The 19,687-nt window shown below is 72.0% G+C and carries 17 protein-coding genes; 4 read left to right on the top strand and 13 right to left on the bottom strand.

The window, feature by feature from the left end:
- Positions 1-3 precede the first annotated feature (3 nt).
- The 10 genes from AB0953_RS15135 to AB0953_RS15090 form a co-directional block, all read right to left on the bottom strand.
- Positions 4-1,794 (bottom strand): IucA/IucC family siderophore biosynthesis protein, encoded by a 1,791-nt coding sequence (locus AB0953_RS15135; RefSeq protein WP_366859901.1) that lies wholly within the window; start codon positions 1,792-1,794, stop codon positions 4-6.
- Entirely contained in the window at positions 1,791-2,378 is a 588-nt protein-coding gene (locus AB0953_RS15130; protein ID WP_366859900.1) for a GNAT family N-acetyltransferase, read from the bottom strand. The genes AB0953_RS15135 and AB0953_RS15130 overlap by 4 nt, the downstream gene beginning before the upstream one ends.
- Positions 2,379-3,695, bottom strand: a complete 1,317-nt coding sequence (locus AB0953_RS15125; RefSeq protein WP_366859899.1) for a SidA/IucD/PvdA family monooxygenase — start codon at positions 3,693-3,695, stop codon at positions 2,379-2,381.
- Positions 3,679-5,160, bottom strand: a complete 1,482-nt coding sequence (locus AB0953_RS15120) for an aspartate aminotransferase family protein (RefSeq protein WP_366859898.1) — start codon at positions 5,158-5,160, stop codon at positions 3,679-3,681. The genes AB0953_RS15125 and AB0953_RS15120 overlap by 17 nt, the downstream gene beginning before the upstream one ends.
- 193 nt (positions 5,161-5,353) lie before the next feature.
- Positions 5,354-6,295, bottom strand: a complete 942-nt coding sequence (locus AB0953_RS15115; RefSeq protein ID WP_366859897.1) for a siderophore-interacting protein — start codon at positions 6,293-6,295, stop codon at positions 5,354-5,356.
- Positions 6,296-6,421: 126 nt separating this feature from the next.
- Positions 6,422-7,462: an ABC transporter substrate-binding protein gene (locus tag AB0953_RS15110; RefSeq protein WP_366859895.1), complete on the bottom strand. Its 1,041-nt coding sequence runs from the start codon at positions 7,460-7,462 to the stop codon at positions 6,422-6,424.
- 167 nt (positions 7,463-7,629) lie between these two features.
- Complete coding sequence (locus AB0953_RS15105; protein WP_366859894.1) at positions 7,630-8,790, bottom strand: acyl-CoA dehydrogenase family protein; 1,161 nt, start codon at positions 8,788-8,790, stop codon at positions 7,630-7,632.
- A gap of 7 nt (positions 8,791-8,797) precedes the next feature.
- Positions 8,798-9,739, bottom strand: a complete 942-nt coding sequence (locus tag AB0953_RS15100) for a hydroxymethylglutaryl-CoA lyase (protein ID WP_366859893.1) — start codon at positions 9,737-9,739, stop codon at positions 8,798-8,800.
- Positions 9,736-11,880, bottom strand: coding sequence for a biotin carboxylase N-terminal domain-containing protein (locus AB0953_RS15095; protein WP_366859892.1), 2,145 nt, complete (start codon positions 11,878-11,880; stop codon positions 9,736-9,738). Before AB0953_RS15095 ends, AB0953_RS15100 begins: the two co-directional genes overlap by 4 nt.
- Positions 11,881-11,910: 30 nt before the next feature.
- Positions 11,911-13,527 carry a carboxyl transferase domain-containing protein gene (locus AB0953_RS15090; protein ID WP_366859891.1) on the bottom strand — a complete coding sequence of 539 codons (1,617 nt, stop codon included), beginning with the start codon at positions 13,525-13,527 and terminating at the stop codon, positions 11,911-11,913.
- 99 nt (positions 13,528-13,626) lie between these two features.
- Here AB0953_RS15090 and AB0953_RS15085 point away from each other — a divergent pair, with 99 nt between their 5' ends.
- Both AB0953_RS15085 and AB0953_RS15080 read left to right on the top strand, forming a co-directional pair.
- Positions 13,627-14,205 (top strand): TetR/AcrR family transcriptional regulator, encoded by a 579-nt coding sequence (locus AB0953_RS15085; RefSeq protein WP_366859890.1) that lies wholly within the window; start codon positions 13,627-13,629, stop codon positions 14,203-14,205.
- Positions 14,206-14,261: 56 nt separating this feature from the next.
- Positions 14,262-15,074 carry a phosphatase gene (locus AB0953_RS15080; protein WP_366859889.1) on the top strand — a complete coding sequence of 271 codons (813 nt, stop codon included), beginning with the start codon at positions 14,262-14,264 and terminating at the stop codon, positions 15,072-15,074.
- 44 nt (positions 15,075-15,118) lie between these two features.
- Here the strand turns inward: AB0953_RS15080 and AB0953_RS15075 are convergent, their stop codons facing one another.
- Complete coding sequence (locus AB0953_RS15075) at positions 15,119-15,979, bottom strand: SDR family NAD(P)-dependent oxidoreductase (RefSeq protein ID WP_366859888.1); 861 nt, start codon at positions 15,977-15,979, stop codon at positions 15,119-15,121.
- Between the two features lie 88 nt (positions 15,980-16,067).
- Between AB0953_RS15075 and AB0953_RS15070 the strand changes: the two genes are divergently transcribed.
- Entirely contained in the window at positions 16,068-16,529 is a 462-nt protein-coding gene (locus AB0953_RS15070) for a MarR family transcriptional regulator (RefSeq protein WP_366859887.1), read from the top strand.
- A gap of 28 nt (positions 16,530-16,557) precedes the next feature.
- On the opposite strand, the gene AB0953_RS15065 is transcribed toward AB0953_RS15070, so the two are convergent.
- Together AB0953_RS15065 and AB0953_RS15060 are read right to left on the bottom strand one after the other, a co-directional pair.
- Entirely contained in the window at positions 16,558-17,436 is an 879-nt protein-coding gene (locus AB0953_RS15065) for an acyl-CoA thioesterase II (RefSeq protein ID WP_366859886.1), read from the bottom strand.
- Positions 17,437-17,442: 6 nt separating this feature from the next.
- Positions 17,443-18,600 carry an acyl-CoA dehydrogenase family protein gene (locus AB0953_RS15060; RefSeq protein WP_361907292.1) on the bottom strand — a complete coding sequence of 386 codons (1,158 nt, stop codon included), beginning with the start codon at positions 18,598-18,600 and terminating at the stop codon, positions 17,443-17,445.
- 120 nt (positions 18,601-18,720) lie between these two features.
- Here AB0953_RS15060 and AB0953_RS15055 point away from each other — a divergent pair, with 120 nt between their 5' ends.
- Positions 18,721-19,623 carry a DUF1963 domain-containing protein gene (locus tag AB0953_RS15055; RefSeq protein WP_366859884.1) on the top strand — a complete coding sequence of 301 codons (903 nt, stop codon included), beginning with the start codon at positions 18,721-18,723 and terminating at the stop codon, positions 19,621-19,623.
- Positions 19,624-19,687: the final 64 nt, after the last annotated feature.

The raw sequence follows: 19,687 nt of genomic DNA, 5'->3' as shown, positions 1-19,687 counted from the left end.
CGCCTACCGGCGCGCGAAGGGCGCGACGGGGTTCTTCAGGGTGCCGACCAGCTGCAGGGCCGCCGAGGGGTCGGCGAGGTCGACCATCTGCTTGTTGTTGCGCAGCTGGAGCCGGTTCAGGCACGACAGCTGGAACTCGTCCGCGAACAGGTCGTAGCGGGCGAAGCGGTCCGCCAGCGCCGGGACCGAGTCCTGGTAGTCGTGGGCGCAGTCGGCCACGGCCCGCCAGAAGGTCTCCTCCTCGCAGATCCCCTCCGTGGCGAGGATCGAGCCGAGGAAGCGGAAGAAGCAGTCGAAGACGTCCGTGAAGATCGACAGCAGCTTCATGTCCTCCGGGACGTCCGCCCGGATCCGCTCCACCGCCGGCGGCAGGACCGCGTCCGGGTCCATCACCACGATCTCCTCGGCGATGTCCTTGAAGATCGCCCGCTTCACGACGCCGCGCTCGATGACGAGGATGGTGTTCTCGCCGTGCGGCATGTAGGCGAGGTCGTACCGGTAGAAGCAGTGGAGGAGGGGGACCAGGTACGCCCGCAGGTAGTGCCGCAGCCACTCGGCCGGGCTCAGGCCCGACTCCTCGATCAGCGCGCCCACGAAGGAGCGGCCCTCGGCGTCCACGTGCAGCAGCGAGGCCATCGTGGCCAGGCGCTCCTCGCCCTCGAGCGACGCCACCGGCGACTCGCGCCACAGCGCGGCCAGCATCTTGCGGTACGGCGAGTAGCGGTCCGTGGCGCGCTCGTACTGGCGGTGGTGGTAGCCGATCGCCGCCCGCTCCCGGATGATCGAGAAGTCCACCGACTGCAGGACCTCGTCGTTCTCGATCAGGCGGTGCAGCCAGTCGTTGATCGCCGGGGTGGCCTCCATGTAGGCCGCGGACAGGCCCCGCATGAAGCCCATGTTCAGGACCGAGATCGCCGTCTTGACGTAGTGCTTCTCGGGGGCGGTGGTGTTGAAGAAGGTGCGGATCGACTGCTGTGCCAGGTACGCGTCCGCGCCCTCGCCGAGCAGCACCAGGCGGCGGTTGGCGATCTCGGCCGCGAAGGTGACCGTGGTCTTGTTCCACCACTGCCAGGGGTGGACCGGCAGCAGGTGGTAGTCCGCGAGGTCCAGGCCGAGCGAGGCCATCTTCGCCTCGAAGCCGGCGATGGCCTCCTCGCCCAGCTCGGCTCGCATGAACGCGTCGTGCTCCAGGCCCGCGCCCGCCGTGAAGGTGGACACGTCCTTGCGGGCCGCCACCCACACCAGGTGCACCGGGCTCGCCGCCTCCGGCGCGTACGAGAGGTACTCGTGGACGCCGAAGCCGAGGCGGCCGTTGTTGGCGACGAAGCAGGGGTGGCCCTCGGTCATGCCCGTCTCGATGTCCTGGAAGGAGGACTTCGCGAGGACCGGGGAAGGGACGAGGGGCTTGGTGTACTTGTAGCCGGAGCCGGCCAGGGTGGAGGAGATCTCCTCCAGGTAGACCGGCAGCACCTCGGCGCTCAGGCCGAGCGCCTCGCGCATCTCGATGTGGAAGTCGAGGGCGTCCAGGGGCAGCTCGGCGCCGTCGCGGACGAGGACGCGGCTGATCGAGGACTCGTCGACGGCCCAGTGGTCCAGGGCGTGGCGGACGGCCGTGAAGCGGTACTCCACGGTGCCGTCGTCGCTGGCCACCGTGTACGAGGAGCCGTCGCCCGCGGGGACCGGGGCGAGCAGGCGCTCGTGGGAGAACTCCGCCAGCGCCTTGCGGACCAGCGCGCGGTTCGCGCGGGCCCACAGCTCGGGGTCCAGGTGGGAGATCGCGTCGGCGAGGCTCATATCGACGCTCCCGTGGCCAGGCCGGTGGCCGCCTCGAACTGCTCGCGGGTGCAGAAGCTGAGCAGGGCCCGCTTCTCCGGCTTCTGCACGGGACCGTGCACGGTGAAGCCGACGGCCTCGTTCAGGGCGTGCACCGCCGTGTTCCCGACGTCCGGCTCGACCACCACGCGCCGGGTCGCCGGGTCGGCGAACAGCGCGGCCATCACCGTCGTGATCACGGCGCGGGTGAAGCCGTGCAGCGGCGTGTCGCTGGGCGCGACGAGGAAGTGCATGCCGACGTCGCCGGGCTCGGCGTCGTACAGGCCGACGAGCTCCAGCCGGCTCGGGTCGTAGCGCTCCATCAGGAAGGCCGGGCGGCCCTCGTGGAGGCCGATGAACGCGTCGTGGTGCTCGGCGGCCGCGATCCTCATGTACTCGCGCTCGACGTCGGGCAGCGAGGCGTCCTGCATCATCCAGAACGCCGCCTTGGGGTGGGTGACCCAGGCGTGCAGCAGCTCCGCGTCGGCGAGCGGGTCCATCGGGCGGACCGCGAAGCCGCCGAGGACCGCGTCCTCGCGCGCGTAGAGGGTGTCGGTGGTGCTCATTTACAGGGTGCCTTCCGGGGCGGAGAACTGCTGGAACGCGATGGACTTCTCGACCTTGTAGTACTCCCGGCCGAGCAGCTCGCCGACGATGTACGCGTTGCGGTACGCCGCCATGCCCAGGTCGGGCGAGGTGAGCGAGTGGTTGTGGGTCGTGCCGTTCTGGAGGTAGACCCCGCGCCCGGTCACGTCGACCGCGTAGTTGCGGGCCGCGTCGAGGCGGCCGCGGCCGTCGAAGTTCAGCCGGTCCCTGATCGGGTCCAGGAACCGCGGCGTCGCGTACGTGTAACCGGTCGCCAGCACCAGGCCCTCGGAGGCGAGGGTGAAGTCGCGCTCCTGTTCCTCCTGGCGCAGCCCCAGCGTGTACGTGCCGGTGCTGGTGTCGTACGCGGCGCTGTGCAGGGCGGTGTTGGTGAGCAGGGTGGTGGGCACGGGGCCGGGCATGGTGACCCGCTTCTGGTAGAGCAGGTCGAAGATCGCGTTGATCAGGTCGCCGTCGATGCCCTTGAACAGGTTCTTCTGCTGGGCCTCCAGGCGGTACCGGGTGTCCTCCGGGAGGGCGTGGAAGTAGTCCACGTACTCCGGTGAGGTCATCTCCAGGGTGAGCTTGGTGTATTCGAGCGGGAAGAAGCGCGGCGAGCGGGTCACCCAGTTGAGCCGGTAGCCGTACGTGTCGATCTCCGCGAGGAGGTCGTGGTAGATCTCGGCGGCGCTCTGGCCCGAGCCGACCAGGGTGATCGACTTCTTCTTCTGCAGCTCCGCCTTGTGCTCCATGTAGGCCGAGTTGTGGATGAAGTCGCCGCCCAGGTGCGCGCAGGCGTCCGGGATGTGCGGCGGGGTGCCGGTGCCCAGCACCAGGCGCCGGGCGCGGAACGTTTCTCCGCCGTCGGTGCGGACCTCGTACAGCTCGGCGCCCGCGTCGTAGGCGACCTCGGTGACGGAGGTGGAGTACAGCACGTTGTCGAGGCGGTCGGCGGCCCAGCGGCAGTAGTCGTTGTACTCGGTCCGCAGCGGGTAGAAGTTCTCGCGGATGTAGAAGGAGTACAGCCGGTCCTGGTCCTTCAGGTAGTTCAGGAAGGAGAAGGGCGAGGTGGGGTCGGCCAGGGTGACCAGGTCCGACATGAACGGCGTCTGCAGGTGCGCCCCGTCCAGGAACATCCCGGCGTGCCACTCGAAGTGCGGCTTCGACTCGATGAAGAGGCCGTCGAGCTCGTCGATCGGTGCGGTCAGGCAGGCGAGTCCCAGGTTGAAGGGACCGAGGCCGATACCGATGAAATCACGGGTCCGGCGGGGGTCACGAGGCTCACGAGACGACTGCAAGGGATTCTCCCAGGTACTGCTCGGCGTGGGACGCGAGGAGGTCGAGCACGGCCGCGATGTCGGCCGTGGTGGTCTGCGGGTTGAGGAGGGTGAACTTGAGGTACTGGTCGCCGTCGACCTTGGTGCCGGCGACGACGGCCTCGCCGGAGGCGAACAGGGCCTTGCGGGCGTGCAGGTTGGCCTCGTCGACCAGGTCGGCGCGCACCTCGGCCCCGGGGACGTAGCGGAAGACCAGGGTGGAGATCTGCGGGCGGACCACGACCTCGAAGCGGGGGTCGGCGTCGATGAGCTCCCACCCGGCGGCGGCGAGGTCGACGACCTCGTCGAAGAGCGAGCCGATCCCGTCGGCGCCCATGGTGCGCAGCGTCATCCAGAGCTTGAGGGCGTCGAAGCGGCGGGTGGTCTGGATGGACTTGTCGACCTGGTTGGGGATCCGCTCCTCGGCCATCCGTCGCGGGTTGAGGTAGTCCGCGTGGTACGTGGCGTGCCGGAGGGTGTCGCGGTCGCGGACCAGCACCGCACTGGAACTGACCGGCTGGAAGAAGGACTTGTGGTAGTCGACGGTGACCGAGTCGGCCGCCTCGATGCCGTCGAGCAGGTGCCGGCGGGTGGGGGAGACCAGCAGTCCGCAGCCGTACGCGGCGTCCACGTGCATCCACGTGCCGTGCTCGGCGGCCAGGCGGGAGATCTCCGGGAGCGGGTCGATGGACCCGAAGTCGGTGGTGCCCGCGGTGGCGACGACGGCCATCGCCACGAGGCCCTCCGCGGCGCACTCCTCGAGCTCCAGGGCGAGGACGGAGGTGTCCATGCGGCGGTTGCGGTCGACCGGGACCGCGATGACCGCCTCGTAGCCCAGCCCCAGCATGGCGGCCGACTTCTTGACGCTGAAGTGGCTGGCCTCGGAGGTGAAGATGCGCAGGCGCGGCAGGACCTCGGCCTTGGTCAGGGTGCGCCCGCTGGCCTGCATGACCTTCCGGCAGGCCTCGTCGCGGGCCAGGAGCAGGGCGTGGAAGTTGGACTGGCTGCCGCCGGAGGTGAAGACGCCGTCCGCGGCCGGGCCGAGTCCGATGCGCTGCGCGGTCCAGTCGATCAGGCGGCGTTCGATGAGGGTGCCGCCGATGGACTGGTCCCAGGTGTCCAGCGAGGAGTTGACGGCCGACAGGACGGCCTCGCCGAGGACGGCGGGGATGACGACCGGGCAGTTGAGGTGGCCCAGGTAGCGCGGGTGGTGGAAGTACACGGCGTCGCGCAGGTAGACCTCCTCCAGCTCGTCGAGGACGGCGGCCGGGTCCTCCAGCGGCCGGTCCAGGTCGATCGCCTCGATGACCGGGGCGAGTTCGTCGACGGAGATGCCCGTGTGGGGGCGCTGCGTGGCCGCAAGTTTGGCGGCGACGCGCTCCACGCCCTCGGTGACGGAACGCCGGTAGTCGTCCGCAGTCGTCTCGTTCAGCAGATGCGAGCGCATCAACGTTCCTCCGGGCGGGGGAGAGGGGGGCGGGGGAAAGATGTGCTTAGGTTAGCCTAACCTTACTTGCACGCCAAATGGCGAGGGCCCCGGCCGGAAAGCCAGGGCCCATCGCAGGATTCTTGAAGTTGCTCGTGGGGCGGGTGCGAAAACGCTTGTGGCGCGCTCGAGTTCGGGCGGCCCGCAGCTCGACCTACAGCTCGGCCGAGGGCTCCTCGCTCGGCGCCTGCCCCGCGTACGCCTCGGCGAGCAGCTGCTCCTCGCTCGCGCCCAGACGCCAGTAGCCGGTGAAGCCCACCGCGCGCCGGTCGAGGGAACGTTCCTGCACCAGGTGGCGCCGCACGGCGCGCACCGTGCCCGCCTCACCGGCCAGCCAGGCGTACGGAGCCCGCCCCGGGGGGAGTTCGGCGGCCCGCACCGCTTCCACCACCCGTTCGGCCCGGCCCGGGCCGCCCGTGCGCACGATCCAGGTGATGTCCGCAGCGGCGGCGGTGGCGAGTTCGAGCCGGTCGCGCTCGTGCGGAACCTCGAAGAAGGCCTTCACGGGGGTGCCGGCGGCGAGCCGCTCCAGGATCGCCGCGGCCGCGGGCAGCGCGGTCTCGTCGGCGTACATCACCAGCGCGTCGGTGGCGGCCGGCGGCCGGAAGCGCACGGACTTGTTCTCCGCGACGGCCGGCCCGATGGCCAGGATCCGGCGGCCCGTCACCGCCCGTCCCGCCCAGGCGGAGGCGGGGGAGGAATCCCCGTGCAGGACGAAGTCGATGTCCACCTCGACCGCGCCGTCGGGCGCCGTCCGCTGTTCGCGCACGGTGTACGAGCGCATCACCGGCCGCTCCTCGTCCGGCATGCCGCGCCAGGCGCCGAACCAGGTGTCCTCGTCCGTGGACGGCAGGACCGTGTGCTCCCGGTGGGCGGGCGGCAGGAAGAGAGACAGGCTCTGGTCCCAGCCGCCCGAGCGGAAGCCGGCGAGGCCCGCGCCGCCGAAGGTCACCCGCAGGAAGGAGTGGCCGAGCCGGCGGGTGCGGACCACCTCCGCCGTGAAGAAGCGGAAGTGGGCCGCGGCCGGACCGGCGCCCGCCTCCTCGGCGGCCCCGGAGGCCTGGGTGGGTTCGGCGTCGGACGCGGTGGCGGTCATGCGGAGGGTCCCCCTGGGATGCGAGTGGGCGCCGGGCAAGGGTGGCCCGGCGGCGGTCGGGGCATGCGGAACGCCGGGCCGGGGCGGTGGCCGCCGGCCCGGCGCCGACGTGCCGGCGGGCGGTGGTCAGCCGACCTTCTTGGCGTTCTGGATCGCCTTCGCGAGGTCCTCCAGGACCTGGGCGCACTTCTCGTACGAGTAGATCGGCTCGGTGACGCGCGGGGCGACCTGGCCGGCCTTGACCGCGGGCAGCTCGTTCCACGTCGGCTTGGCCTTCAGGGCGTCGGGCTGGAGGGTGCCGGTGCGGTTGTCGAGGAGGACCAGGTCGGCCTTGTACTTTCCGGCCTGCTCCCAGCTGAGGGTCTCGAAGAAGCCGCCCTGGTCGAGCTTGTCCTTCTCCGGGGCGACGAACTCGACGCCGAGGGACTCGAAGTACTTCAGGTCGGCCGAGGTCTTGGGCGTGGAGACGTAGAAGTTCGCGTCCGAGCCGGAGCCGACCAGGACCTTGATGCCCGGGTTGGCCTTGGTGGCCTCGCGGACCTTGCCGGCGGCGGCCTCGAAGCGGGCCTTGGCGTCGGTGGTCTTCTTGGTGTTCAGATCGGCGCCCAGGGCCTGGGCGAGGTCGGCCGTGCGCTGCAGGGCCTTGTCCATGGAGACGTCGCCGCCGACGCCGACCGCGGCGGCCGGGGCCAGCTTGAGGATCTTGTCCTTGGAGGCCTCGGGGACGTACCAGTACGTGCCGTCCCAGGTGTTGGTGACGAGCAGGTCGGGCGCCAGGGCGGCGTACTTCTCGATGTTGAACTCGTCGTAGACGTTGCCGAGGATCTCGACCTTGGAGACGTCCATCGAACCGGCCGTCACATCGGGCTTGCCGTCGGCGGTCTTGGTGGGGCCGAAGACGCCCTTGACCTGGACGCCGTAGTCGTGGAGCGCGGCGGCGGTGCCGGTGTAGGCGACGACGTTCTTCGGCTTGGCCTTGAGGCTGATCTCCTTGCCCAGGTCGTCCTTGAAGGTCCAGGCGCCCGAGGCCGCGGCGCCGCCGTCCTTGTCGCCCGCCCCGCCCCCGGCCGAGCCGCCGCACGCGGTGAGTGCCGCGACGAGGCCGAGGGCGCCGCCGGCGGCGACGAGACCGCGCCGGGAGAGGGGGAGGGTACGGGACTTGGGCATGTCGGTGTCCGCTTTCGTGCGTGCCGGGGCCACCACGGGGCCGTCGGGGAGAAGGTTAGCCTAACCTAAGCGGATCTCCGTGGAAGGTGCAAGGCCGGCCCGAAAAACGGCATGCCGGTGTCCGGCGCGGGTCCGTGGCCCGCGCCGGACACCGGCGGTCCCTCAGCTCAGCCGGCGAAACCCAGCTCACGGGCGATCAGCATGCGCTGCACCTCGCTCGTGCCCTCGCCGATCTCCAGGATCTTGGAGTCGCGCCACATGCGGGCCACCGGGTACTCGTTCATGAACCCGTAGCCGCCGTGGATCTGCGTGGCGTCGCGCGCGTTGTCCACCGCGACCGTGGAGGAGTACAGCTTCGCGATCGCCGCCTCCTTCTTGAACGGCTCGCCGTGCACCAGGCGGGAGGCGGCGTCGCGCCAGGCCACGCGGGCCATGTGGGCGCGCATCTCCATGTCGGCCAGCTTGAACTGGATGGCCTGGTTCTCGCCGATGGGCCGGCCGAAGGCCTGCCGCTCCTTGGCGTACTTCACCGACTCGTCCACGCAGCCCTGCGCCAGGCCGGTGGCCAGCGCCGAGATGGCGATGCGGCCCTCGTCGAGGATCCGCAGGAACTGCGCGTAGCCGCGGCCCTCCTCGCCGACCAGGTTGGCCAGCGGCACGCGGACGTCGTCGAAGGACAGCTCGCGGGTGTCGGAGGCGTTCCAGCCGACCTTCGAGTACGGGGCGGCCACCGTGAAGCCGGGGGTGCCGGACGGCACGATGATCGAGGAGATCTCCGGACGGCCGTCCGCCTTGCGGCCGGTGACGGCGGTGACGGTGACCAGGCCCGTGATGTCCGTGCCCGAGTTGGTGATGAAGCACTTCGAGCCGTTGATGACCCACGCGTCGCCGTCCTTGACGGCCGTCGTACGGGTGCCGCCCGCGTCCGAACCCGCACCGGGCTCGGTCAGGCCGAACGCGCCCAGCACCTCGCCCGAGCAGAGCTTCGGCAGCCACTGCTGCTTCTGCTCCTCGGTGCCGAAGAGGTACAGGGGCATGGCGCCCAGGGAGACGCCCGCCTCCAGGGTGATCGCCACCGAGGAGTCGACGCGGGCCAGCTCCTCCAGGGCGATGCCGAGGGCGAGGTAGTCGCCGCCCATGCCGCCGTACTCCTCGGGGAACGGCAGCCCGAACAGGCCCATGCGGCCCATCTCGGCGACGATCTCGTAGGGGAACTCGTGCCGCTCGTAGAAGTCGCCGATCTTCGGGGCGACCACGTCGTGCGCGAACGCCTCGACGGTGCGGCGGAGTTCCTCGTGCTCGGGGGTGAGCCGGTGGTCGAGGGACATGTCTTCGTTACTCCTTGTGGGAGAGGGCGCGGACGGTACGGGAGGGGCTGGGGCGTCCCAGCTGCTCGGCCATCCACACGCTCGTGGCGGTGAGGGCGGCCAGATCGACCCCGGTCTCGATGCCGAGGCCGTCGAGCATCCACACCAGGTCTTCGGTGGCGAGGTTGCCGGTGGCGCTCTTCGCGTACGGGCAGCCGCCGAGGCCGCCGGCGGAGGCGTCGACGGTGGTCACGCCGTGCTGCAGCGCGGCGAGGGTGTTCGACAGGGCCTGGCCGTAGGTGTCGTGGAAGTGCACGCCGATCCGGTCGGTGGACACCCCGGCCTCGTTCAGCTCGCCGAGCAGCGCCCGGACGTGGCCGGGCGTGGCGACGCCGATCGTGTCGCCGAGGCTGAGCTCGTCGCAGCCCAGGTCGAGCAGGGCCTTGGCGGTGCGGACGACCTGGTGGACGGGGACCGCCCCCTCCCACGGATCGCCGAAGCACATGGACAGGTAGCCGCGCACGTGCGCCCCGCCCTCCTTCGCCCGGGCCACGACCGGCTCGAACATGGCGAGGGACTCGGCGACGGTCCGGTTGAGGTTGCGGGAGGCGAAGGTTTCGGTGGCCGACCCGAAGACGGCGATGCGGTCGGCGCCGAGGGCCAGCGCCCGGTCGAGCCCCCGCTCGTTCGGCACCAGCACCGGCAGGTGCACGCCGGCTGCGGCCAGGTCGGCGAGGTGCGGGAACAGCTCCTCGGCGTCGGCCAGCTGGGGCACCCACTTGGGGTGCACGAAGCTGGTCGCCTCGACGGTGCGCAGCCCGGCGGCGGCCAGCCGGTGGATGAACTCGGCCTTCACCGCCGTCGGCACGGCCGACTTCTCGTTCTGCAGGCCGTCGCGGGCGCCGACCTCGTGGATCCGCACGCGTGCGGGCAGCCCCGCTTCGGGGACGGCCATGGGCAGTCCGTTCATGCGCCCTCCTCCTCTTCGGCCTCGGGGACGACCACGGCCAGGACCTGGTCCATGGCGACGGTGGTGCCCGGGGAGACGTCCAGCTCGGTGACCGTGCCGGCGTGCGGGGCGGAGATGACGTGCTCCATCTTCATCGCCTCGACCACCAGCAGGCTCTGCCCGGCGGCCACCTTGTCGCCGACGGCGACCTTGACGACCGTGACCGTGCCGGGCATCGGCGCGGCGAGCGTGTCGGCCCCTGCATGGCCCCGGCCGCCGAGCGCTGCGGCGACGGGGTCGTGCCGCTGCACGTGCCAGCTGTCGCCGTCGCGGCCCAGCCAGGTCCCCTCCGGGGAGGCGGCGTAGGCGAACCGGTGCGTCACGCCGTCCAGCTCCAAGGTGAGCCGGTCGCCGCCGAGGCTGACGACCCGCCCGCGGGCCGGTGCGCTGGGGCTCTGCCCGGGACCCCGCGCCTCGACCGCCGACGGGGCTTGATCTGCCCCGCCGCCGCTGTCGGCTGCGGCGTCGAGCAGGATCTCCTGCTCCGTGCCCCGCCGGCGGGTTCGGACCGCGACCGGTTCCTGGCCCGGGAGGCGGAAGTGGTGGACCGTCCAGGCGGGCGTGCCGCCGAGGCGCCAGCCGTCACCCGCGGAGAACGGGTCGGCCCACGCCGGCCCGGCGCCTGCACCCTCCAGCCCCGCCTGCGGGCCCCTCCCAGCGGTAGCTGCGGGAGTTCGAGGCGCGGGGTGGGGGAGGGAAGCCTCCAGCAGCGCAGCCGCTGCGTACACCTCCGCCGGGACCCCCTCCGGCAGGAGGGACGGCAGGTCGCGCTCGACCAGCCCCGTGTCCAGTTCCCCGGAGACCACGTCCGGGTGGGCCAGCAGCCTGCGCAGGAAGCCGGCGTTGGTCTGGACACCGAGGATCACGGTGTCGGCCAGCGCCCCGCGCAGCACGCGCAGGGCCGCGGCCCGGTCCGGACCGTACGCGATCACCTTCGACAGCATCGGGTCGTACGTCGAGCCCACGTCCACCCCGGCCACCAGCCCGGAGTCCGTCCGCACGGCCCGCCCGGCCGGCTCCGACAGCGCCAGCACGGTCCCGCCCGAGGGCAGGAACCCGCGCGCCGGGTCCTCCGCGCAGACGCGGGCCTCGATCGCGTGCCCGGTCAGCACCACGTCGGACTGCGCGATCCCGAGCGCGCCGCCGGCCGCGACCCGAAGCTGGAGCTCGACCAGGTCCAGGCCCGTCACGAGCTCCGTCACCGGGTGCTCCACCTGGAGGCGGGTGTTCATCTCCATGAAGTAGTACGAGGCCGGGTCCCCGCCCGGGACGATGAACTCCACGGTGCCGGCGCCCACGTACCCGCAGGCCCGCGCCGCCTCCACCGCCGCGGCGCCCATCGCGGCCCGGATCTCGGGCGTCAGCAGGACGGAGGGCGCCTCCTCGATGACCTTCTGATGGCGCCGCTGCAGGGAGCACTCGCGCTCGCCGAGGTGCACCACGTTGCCGTGGGCGTCGGCCATCACCTGGATCTCGATGTGCCGCGGCCGGTCCACCCAGCGCTCCACCAGCAGGGTGTCGTCGCCGAAGGAGGACCGCGCCTCGCGCCGGGCGGCCGCGATCTCCTCGGCCAGCACGGCCGCGTCGCGGACCAGCCGCATGCCCTTGCCGCCGCCGCCCGCGGAGGGCTTCAGCAGCACCGGCATGCCGATCTTCTCGGCGGCCTCGACGAGTTCGGCGTCGGACAGGCCGCTGCCGGAGGAGCCGGGCACCACGGGCACGCCCGCCGCCTTCACGGTCTCCTTGGCCCGGATCTTGTCGCCCATCAGGGAGATCGCCCGGGCGGGCGGGCCGATGAAGGCGAGCCCGGCCTCGGCGCAGGCCTCGGCGAAGGCGGCGTTCTCGGCGAGGAAGCCGTAGCCGGGGTGGACGGCCTCGGCGCCGGTGCGGCGGGCCGCGTCGAGCAGCCGCTCCACCGACAGGTAGCTCTCGGCGGCCGCTGCCGGGCCGATGCGGACGGCCGTGTCGGCCTCCCGTACGTGCCGGGCGTCCGCGTCGGCGTCGCTGAAGACGGCCACGGACCGGATTCCGAGCTCCCGCAGGGTGCGGATGACCCGGACCGCGATCTCGCCCCGGTTGGCCACAAGGACAGTGCTGAACATCTGGGGGGTCCTCACGTCACAGGTCGCAGGTCACATACGGAAGATGCCGAAGCCCGGCTCGCCCAGCGGGGCGTTGGCGCAGGCGGTCAGGGCCAGGCCCAGCACCTGCCGGGTCTCCAGGGGGTCGATGACCCCGTCGTCCCACAGCCGCGCGGTGGCGTAGTAGGCGTTGCCCTGTTCCTCGTACTGGGCGCGGACCGGGGCCTTGAAGGCCTCCTCGTCCTCCAGGGGCCATTCCTGGCCGGCGGCCTCGATCTGGTCGCGCTTGACGGTGGCGAGGACGGACGCCGCCTGCTCGCCGCCCATCACGGAGATCTTGGCGTTGGGCCACATCCACAGGAAGCGCGGCGAGTACGCCCGGCCGCACATCGAGTAGTTGCCCGCGCCGTACGAGCCGCCGACGACCACCGTCAGCTTCGGGACGCGGGTGCAGGCCACGGCGGTGACCATCTTCGCGCCGTGCTTGGCGATGCCGCCGGCCTCGTAGTCGCGGCCCACCATGAAGCCGGAGATGTTCTGCAGGAACAGCAGCGGGATCCCGCGCTGGTCGCACAGCTCGATGAAGTGGGCGCCCTTCTGGGCGGATTCCGCGAACAGGATGCCGTTGTTGGCGACGATGCCGACCGGGTGGCCGTGGATCCGGGCGAAGCCGGTGACCAGGGTGGTGCCGAACTCGGCCTTGAACTCCTGGAAGCGGGAGCCGTCGACGATCCGGGCGATGATCTCGCGGGCGTCGTAGGGAGTGCGGGAGTCCACCGGGACGGCGCCGTACAGGCCGTACGGGTCCACCTTGGGCTCCTCGGCCGCCTCGACCGCCCAGGGCAGGGGGCCGCGCTCGGGCAGGGTGGCCACGATGTTCCGTACGATCCGCAGCGCGTGCGCGTCGTCCTCCGCGAGGTGGTCGGTCACGCCGGAGACGCGGCTGTGCACCTCACCGCCGCCGAGCTCCTCGGCCGTGACGACCTCGCCGGTGGCCGCCTTCACCAGCGGCGGGCCGCCGAGGAAGATCGTGCCCTGGCCCCGGACGATGACCGCCTCGTCGCTCATGGCGGGCACGTACGCCCCGCCGGCGGTGCAGGAGCCGAGGACGGCCGCGATCTGCGGGATGCCGGCGCCGGACATGCGGGCCTGGTTGTAGAAGATGCGGCCGAAGTGCTCCCGGTCGGGGAAGACCTCGTCCTGCATGGGCAGGAAGGCGCCGCCGGAGTCGACCAGGTAGAGGCAGGGGAGACGGTTCTCCAGCGCCACTTCCTGGGCGCGCAGGTGCTTCTTGACGGTCATCGGGTAGTACGTGCCGCCCTTGACGGTGGCGTCGTTCGCGACGATCACGCACTCGCGGCCGCTGACCCGGCCGATGCCGGCGATGACCCCGGCCGCCGGGGCCGCGCCCCCGTACATGCCCTCGGCGGCCAGCGGGGCCAGCTCCAGGAAGGGCGATCCGGGGTCGAGGAGGGTGTCGACCCGGTCCCGGGGCAGCAGCTTCCCGCGCGCCGTGTGCCGGGCGCGGGCCTTCTCGCCGCCGCCGAGGCGGGCCGCCTCCAGGCGGGCGCGCAGGCCCTCGGCGAGCTCGCGGTGGGCGTCCTCGTTGGTGCGCCAGGCCTCGGACGCCGGGTCCGCGGCGCTGTGAAGCACAGGTGCCTGCTGCATCGGTCGAGCTCCCTTGCTCGGTCCACGCGGTTAATGAGCGTTAACGTCTATGGCGCCTAGGTTAACGACCGCTAACCGCCCTGTCTAGAATGGATTCCCATGAGCACTTCAGCGGCCGCCCCGACCCGTCGCGAGCAGATCCTCAGTGAAGCCGCGCGCCTCTTCGCCGAGCGCGGTTTCCACGGCGTCGGCGTCGACGAGATAGGCGCCGCGGTGGGGATCAGCGGCCCCGGGCTGTACCGGCACTTCGCGGGCAAGGACGCCATGCTCGCCGAGCTGCTCGTCGGGATCAGCGAGCGGCTGCTGACCGGCGGGCGGCGCCGGGTGGAGGAGGCCGCGGGCGACGCCTCGGCCGTCCTGGCCTCACTGATCGACGGGCACATCGACTTCGCCCTGGACGACCGCGCGCTGATCACCCTGCACGACCGGGAGCTGGACCGGCTGCGGGAGGCCGACCGCAAGCTCGTACGGCAGCTCCAGCGGCAGTACGTCGAGCTGTGGGTCGCCGTCGTACGGGAACTGCACCCCGAGGTCGGGGAGGCGGAGGTCCGGGTGGCCGTCCACGCCGTCTTCGGACTGCTGAACTCCACCCCGCACCTGGGCGCCCTCGGGCGCGAGGCGACGGAATCGCTGCTGCGGCGGCTCGCGCACGGGGCGTTCGGGGCGCTGTCCGCGTGACGCCACGTGTCCGGCGGCTGGGATGGAACCGCCGCCTCCGGCGGGGCGGCGGCAGAATGGGCCGCATGCCGAAGCCGATAGAGACGCCCGTACCCAGCCGCGCCGAGCTCGTCGACCACCTGGTGCGCACCCGGATCGCGGGCCAGGTCGCCACCCCGCGCGAGAACAACCTCTCCCACTACCGCAAGCTCGCCAACGGCGACCGGCACTACTGGCTCGGCCTGGAGCTGGGCGACCGCTGGAGCGACGAGCAGGACGTGCTCGCGGTGATGGCGGAGCGGTGCGGAGTCGTCGACGACGCGGAGCACCGGCACGGCCAGGACACCATCGACCCGGAACTCACCGTCGCCGCCCTGGACCGGATGGCGGCCCGGCTGCACAAGGCCGCCCTCGACCGCCAGCGCGTCCTGCTGGCCACCGGCCACCCGGGCGGCCTGCTGGACGTGCACCGCGCCACGGCCGCAGCGCTGCGCGCCGCCGGCTGCGAGATCGTGGTGATCCCCTCCGGGCTGACGGCCGACGAGGCCTCGGTGTGGCAGTTCGCCGACGTCGCGGTGCTGGAGCGGGGCGCCACCCTGTGGCACACGCACTCCCCGGCCCCGATGGCGGCGATCCTCGACGCCCTGGCCGAGGCCGGCCGCCCGCAGCCCGACCTGGTGGTGGCCGACCACGGCTGGGCGGGCTGCGCGGCGCAGCGCGGCCTGGACGCGGTGGGGTACGCGGACTGCAACGACCCGGCCCTGTTCCTCGCCGAGGCGGAGGGCACCCTCCAGGTGGCGGTCCCGCTGGACGACCACGTCCGCGACCCGCGCTTCTACGACCCGATGGTCGCCTACCTCCTCGCCGCGGCAGGCCTGAGGGAGGGCTGACCGCTCCCGGCCCCGGCCCGGGCCCGGCCCCGTCCCGGCCGGGGTCAGCCCAGCCAGGCCGAGGTCAGCGCCTGGACGGCCGAGCCGTCGAGGTCGGTGAGCTTGGTCGCGACGAACGTGCGAGCCCAGTCCGAGGTCTGCACCCGCAGCGGCATCCGCTCCACGTCCAGCAGTTCCACCAGCGGGGCGGCGGCCTCCGCGGAGGTCTGGGCGGTGCCGTACGAGGAGAGGGTCCGCTCGACGTAGGCCTTGAGCGCGGGCGCGTACGGGCCCGCATCCGCCATCAGCCGCGCGATCTCGTCCTGCTGGTTGGCCACGAACTCGCTGGTGACCGCGCCGGGTTCGACCAGGGAGACCTGCACGCCGACGGTGGCGGCGACCGGGGCCAGGGACTCCATGAACCCCTCGACGGCGAACTTGGCCGCGCAGTACGCCTCGTTGAAGGGCTGGCCGACCACGCCGCCGACGCTGGTCACGGTGATCAGCCGGCCGCCGGAGGCGCGCAGGTGCGGCAGGGCCGCCCGGGTCACCTCCACCACGCCGAAGTAGTTGACCTCCATCGAGGCGCGCACGGCCGCCATGCCGTCCTGCTGCTCCAGGGTGCCGGCGAAGCCGGCCCCGGCGTTGTTGACCACCGCGTCCAGGCGGCCGTGCTCGGCGACGACCTGCGCGACGCAGGCGGCGACCGACTCGCCATCGGTGACGTCCATCCGCTCGACCTGGACGCGCTCGGCGACCCCGGCCTCGCGGGCGGCGTCGAGCAGGCCCGCGGCGCGCGAGGTGTCGCGCATGGTCGCGACGACGTGCCACCCGGCCTGTGCGGCCGCGACGGCGGCGGCGAGGCCGATGCCGGTGGAGGTGCCGGTGATGAGAACGGTCTTGGGGGCGGGGGCGCTGCCGGCCATGAGGGCTCCTGGAAAACGGGTGGAGGTCTGTGCGTGCACACACACATTACATTTGTGTGTGCGCACACGCAATCGGTACTCTGATCACATGGCGAAGAGCAACCTCACCCTGGGCCACCTCACCCCGCGCGACCACGCCTTCTACGGCCTGGTCTGGGCGGGGTCCACGCTCAGTGCCCGGGTCGACCAGGCCCTCGCGCGCCGACACGACCTGCCGCTGTCGTGGTTCGAGGTGATGCTGTGGCTGCGCGCCCAGAAGGAGCCGGTCGCCGCCTCCGACCTCGGCGCCATGACGCTGCTCAGCCGCAGCCAGGTCTCGCGCGTCGCCGACTCGCTCCAGGCCCGCGGCCTCGTGGAGCGGATACCCTCCCCGACCGACGCCCGCTCGGTCTGCATCGCCCTGACCGACGCGGGCCGCCGCGCCTTCGCCGAGGCCGACGCCACCCGCCGCGAGGTCCTCGCCGAGGTCTTCGACGACCTCCTGGACGACAACGACATCGCCGCCCTGCAGGCCATCTGGGCCAAGCTCAAGTCCCGCCCGAAGGGCTGAAGGCGGCGCGAGGACGCGGCGGCGCTGTTCAGGCGCGCGGTACGCGGACCACGCCCTCCTGGATCACCGTGACGGCCAGGCGGCCGTCCTGGGTCCAGATGCGGGCCTGGCCGAGGCCCCGGCCACCGTGGGAGGTGGGGGAGTCCTGGTCGTACAGCAGCCACTCGTCGGCCCGGAACGGCCGGTGGAACCACATCGCGTGGTCCAGCGAGGCGCCGACCACGTCGCCCACCGCCCAGCCGCCCCGGCCGTGCGCGAGCAGCACCGAGTCCAGCAGGGTCATGTCCGAGACGTACGTGGCCAGGCAGGTGTGCAGGAGCGCGTCGTCGCTCTCCAGCTTCCCGGCGGTGCGGAACCACACCTGCGAGCGCGGCTCGACCGGCTCCCCGATCGTGCCCCACGGCGGGGTGGTCGCGTAGCGCAGGTCCACCGCGCCGCGCGCCTCCAGCAGCCGCTCCACGGTGCCGGGGTCGCGGAAGAGCTCCCGGTAGGCCGGCAGCGCCTCGGCGGCGGTCGGCAGGGTCTCCGGGTCCGGGGCCTGCGGCATGGCGACCTGGTGGTCGAGCCCCTCCTCGTACAGCTGGAACGACGCCGAGAGGTGGAAGATCGGCTGGCCGTGCTGGACGGCGACGACCCGGCGCGTGGTGAACGACCGCCCGTCGCGGATGCGGTCGACGGTGTAGATGATGGGCGCGCCCGGGTCACCCGTGCGCAGGAAGTACGAGTGCAGCGAATGCGCCGTGCGGTCCCCGGGCACCGTCCGGCCGGCCGCGACCAGCGCCTGGGCCGCGACCTGTCCGCCGAACACGCGCGGCACCAGGGAGGTGCGGCTGGTGCCGCGGAAGATGTTCTCCTCGATCTGCTCCAGGTCGAGCAGATCGAGGAGATCGGTGAGTACCTCGTTCAACGGGACTTACAGACCCATCGCCTTGGCGATGATCGACTTCATGACCTCGCTGGTGCCGCCGTAGATGCGGTTGACGCGGTTGTCCGCGTACAGGCGGGCGATCGGGTACTCGTTCATGTAGCCGTAGCCGCCGTGCAGCTGCAGGCAGCGGTCGATGACGCGGTGCGCGACCTCGGTGCAGAACAGCTTCGCGGACGCGGCCTCGGCCGGGGTCAGCTCGCCCGCGTCCAGGGCCTCCAGCGCGCGGTCGGCGACGGCCTCGGCGGCGTCCACCTCGGCCTGGCAGGCGGCCAGCTCGAACTTGGTGTTCTGGAAGTGCGCGACCGGCTTGCCGAAGACGGTGCGCTCGGTCACGTACTGCTGCGCGAAGCGGACGGCGGCCTTGGCCTGCGCGTACGCGCCGAAGGCGATGCCCCAGCGCTCGGAGGGCAGGTTGGCGCCGAGGTAGTAGAAGCCCTTGTTCTCCTCGCCGAGCAGGTCCTCGACCGGGACCTTCACGTCTACGAACGCCAGCTCGGCGGTGTCGGAGGTGCGCAGGCCCAGCTTGTCCAGCTTGCGGCCGATGGAGTAGCCCTCGGACTTGGTGTCCACGGCGAACAGGGAGATGCCGAAGCGGCGGTCCTGCTCGCTCGGGGCGGAGGTGCGGGCGCAGACGATGACGCGGTCGGCGTGGACACCGCCGGTGATGAAGGTCTTGGCGCCGTTGAGGACGTAGTGCGTGCCGTCCTCGGAGAGCTTGGCGGTGGTCTTCATGCCCGCGACGTCGGAGCCGGTGCCCGGCTCGGTCATCGCCAGGGCCCACATCTCCTCGCCGGAGACGAAGTTCGGGAGGTAGCGCTTCTTCTGCTCGTCGGTGGCGAGCATCTTGATGTAGGGCAGGGCGAGCAGGACGTGCACGCCGGAGCCGCCGAAGTTGACGCCCGCGCGGGAGGTCTCCTCGTACAGGACGGCCTCGAACTTGTGGGTGTCCAGACCGGCGCCGCCGAACTCCTCGGGCACGTTGATGCCGAAGATCCCCAGCTCACCGAGCTTGTGGTAGAACTCGCGCGGGGCCTGGCCGGCCGCGAACCACTCGTCGTAGACGGGGACGACCTCGGCCTCTATGAAGGCGCGGATGGTCTCCCGGAAGGCCTCGTGGTCCTCGTTGAACACCGTACGGCGCACGGCCGGCTCCCTTCGTCGCGGCGGTCCGCCGCTTATGTCTAAGCGCTTGCTCATACTAAGTTACCGGCGGGTTGTCGATCCTGTCCAGACTCTGTCGGTGCCGCCTCGTACAGTCCCGGCATGACCCGCGCCACTCGCCCCACTTGCCCCACCCGCACCACCCCCGCCCGCCCGGTCGACGTGGAGCAGCTCTTCCCCGAGCTCGCCCCCTACCGGCGCGAAGCCCTGCGCCTCCACCCGCGCCCGGGGGCGCCGACCGCCCGGGACAGCTCGGTCGGCGGGCCGCTGCTGTGGCCGGCGGAAGAGTCGTGGCCGGTGTGCACAGAGGAGCACTACGAGCCGGAAAGCCCGGAGCTGCACGAGGCCGGCGTCGCCCTGCTCCCCATCGTGCAGGTCCGCCGGGCCGAGGCGCCCGGTGTGCCCTTCCCCGAGGGGACCGACCTGCTCCAGGTGCTCTGGTGTCCGTACGGACACGGCGAATACTGCTACCCGCTGCCGCGCGTGTACTGGCGGGACTCGGCGGCGGTCGGCAAGGTCCGGCCGACCCCGGACCCGGATCCCGGACTGGACGCCGACTGGTACCCGGACCCGTGCACCGTCCACCCGGAGACGGTGACCGAGTACGCGAGCCGGGACCTGCCATGGGATCTGCAGGATGCGCTGCGCGGCCGCATCGACGAGCTGGAGGCCGAGACCGGCCTCCTCTACCCGTACCACCTGGCCGACGCCCCCGGGATCAAGCTGGGCGGCTGGCCGGGCTGGACCCAGGAGCCCGTCTGGCCCGACTGCGAGGGCTGCGGCAGCCGGATGGAGCACCTGCTGACCGTCGCGAGCCGGGAGTTCGACGGCGAGTCCTGGCGCACCTGGCTGCCCGTGGAGGACCGCAACCCCGACGGCGGCGACCCCGACTGGCACCTCGCCGCATCCGCCGGGCTCTGCCTCGGCGATGTCGGCGGCGTCTACGTCTTCGAGTGCCGCACCTGCCCCGACCGGCCGGTCGGGCACTGGTTCGACTGCTCCTGACCCGGAGGGCAGACGGCTCCGGACCCCGAGAACCGGGGTGCGGAGCCCTCCGGGGAACGGCCCT

The sequence above is a fragment of the Streptomyces sp. NPDC046866 genome (assembly GCF_040704625.1).
Taxonomy (GTDB): domain Bacteria; phylum Actinomycetota; class Actinomycetes; order Streptomycetales; family Streptomycetaceae; genus Streptomyces.
Note: the sequence above shows the minus strand (reverse complement) of the source record. Positions and strands in the feature narration are given on the sequence as shown.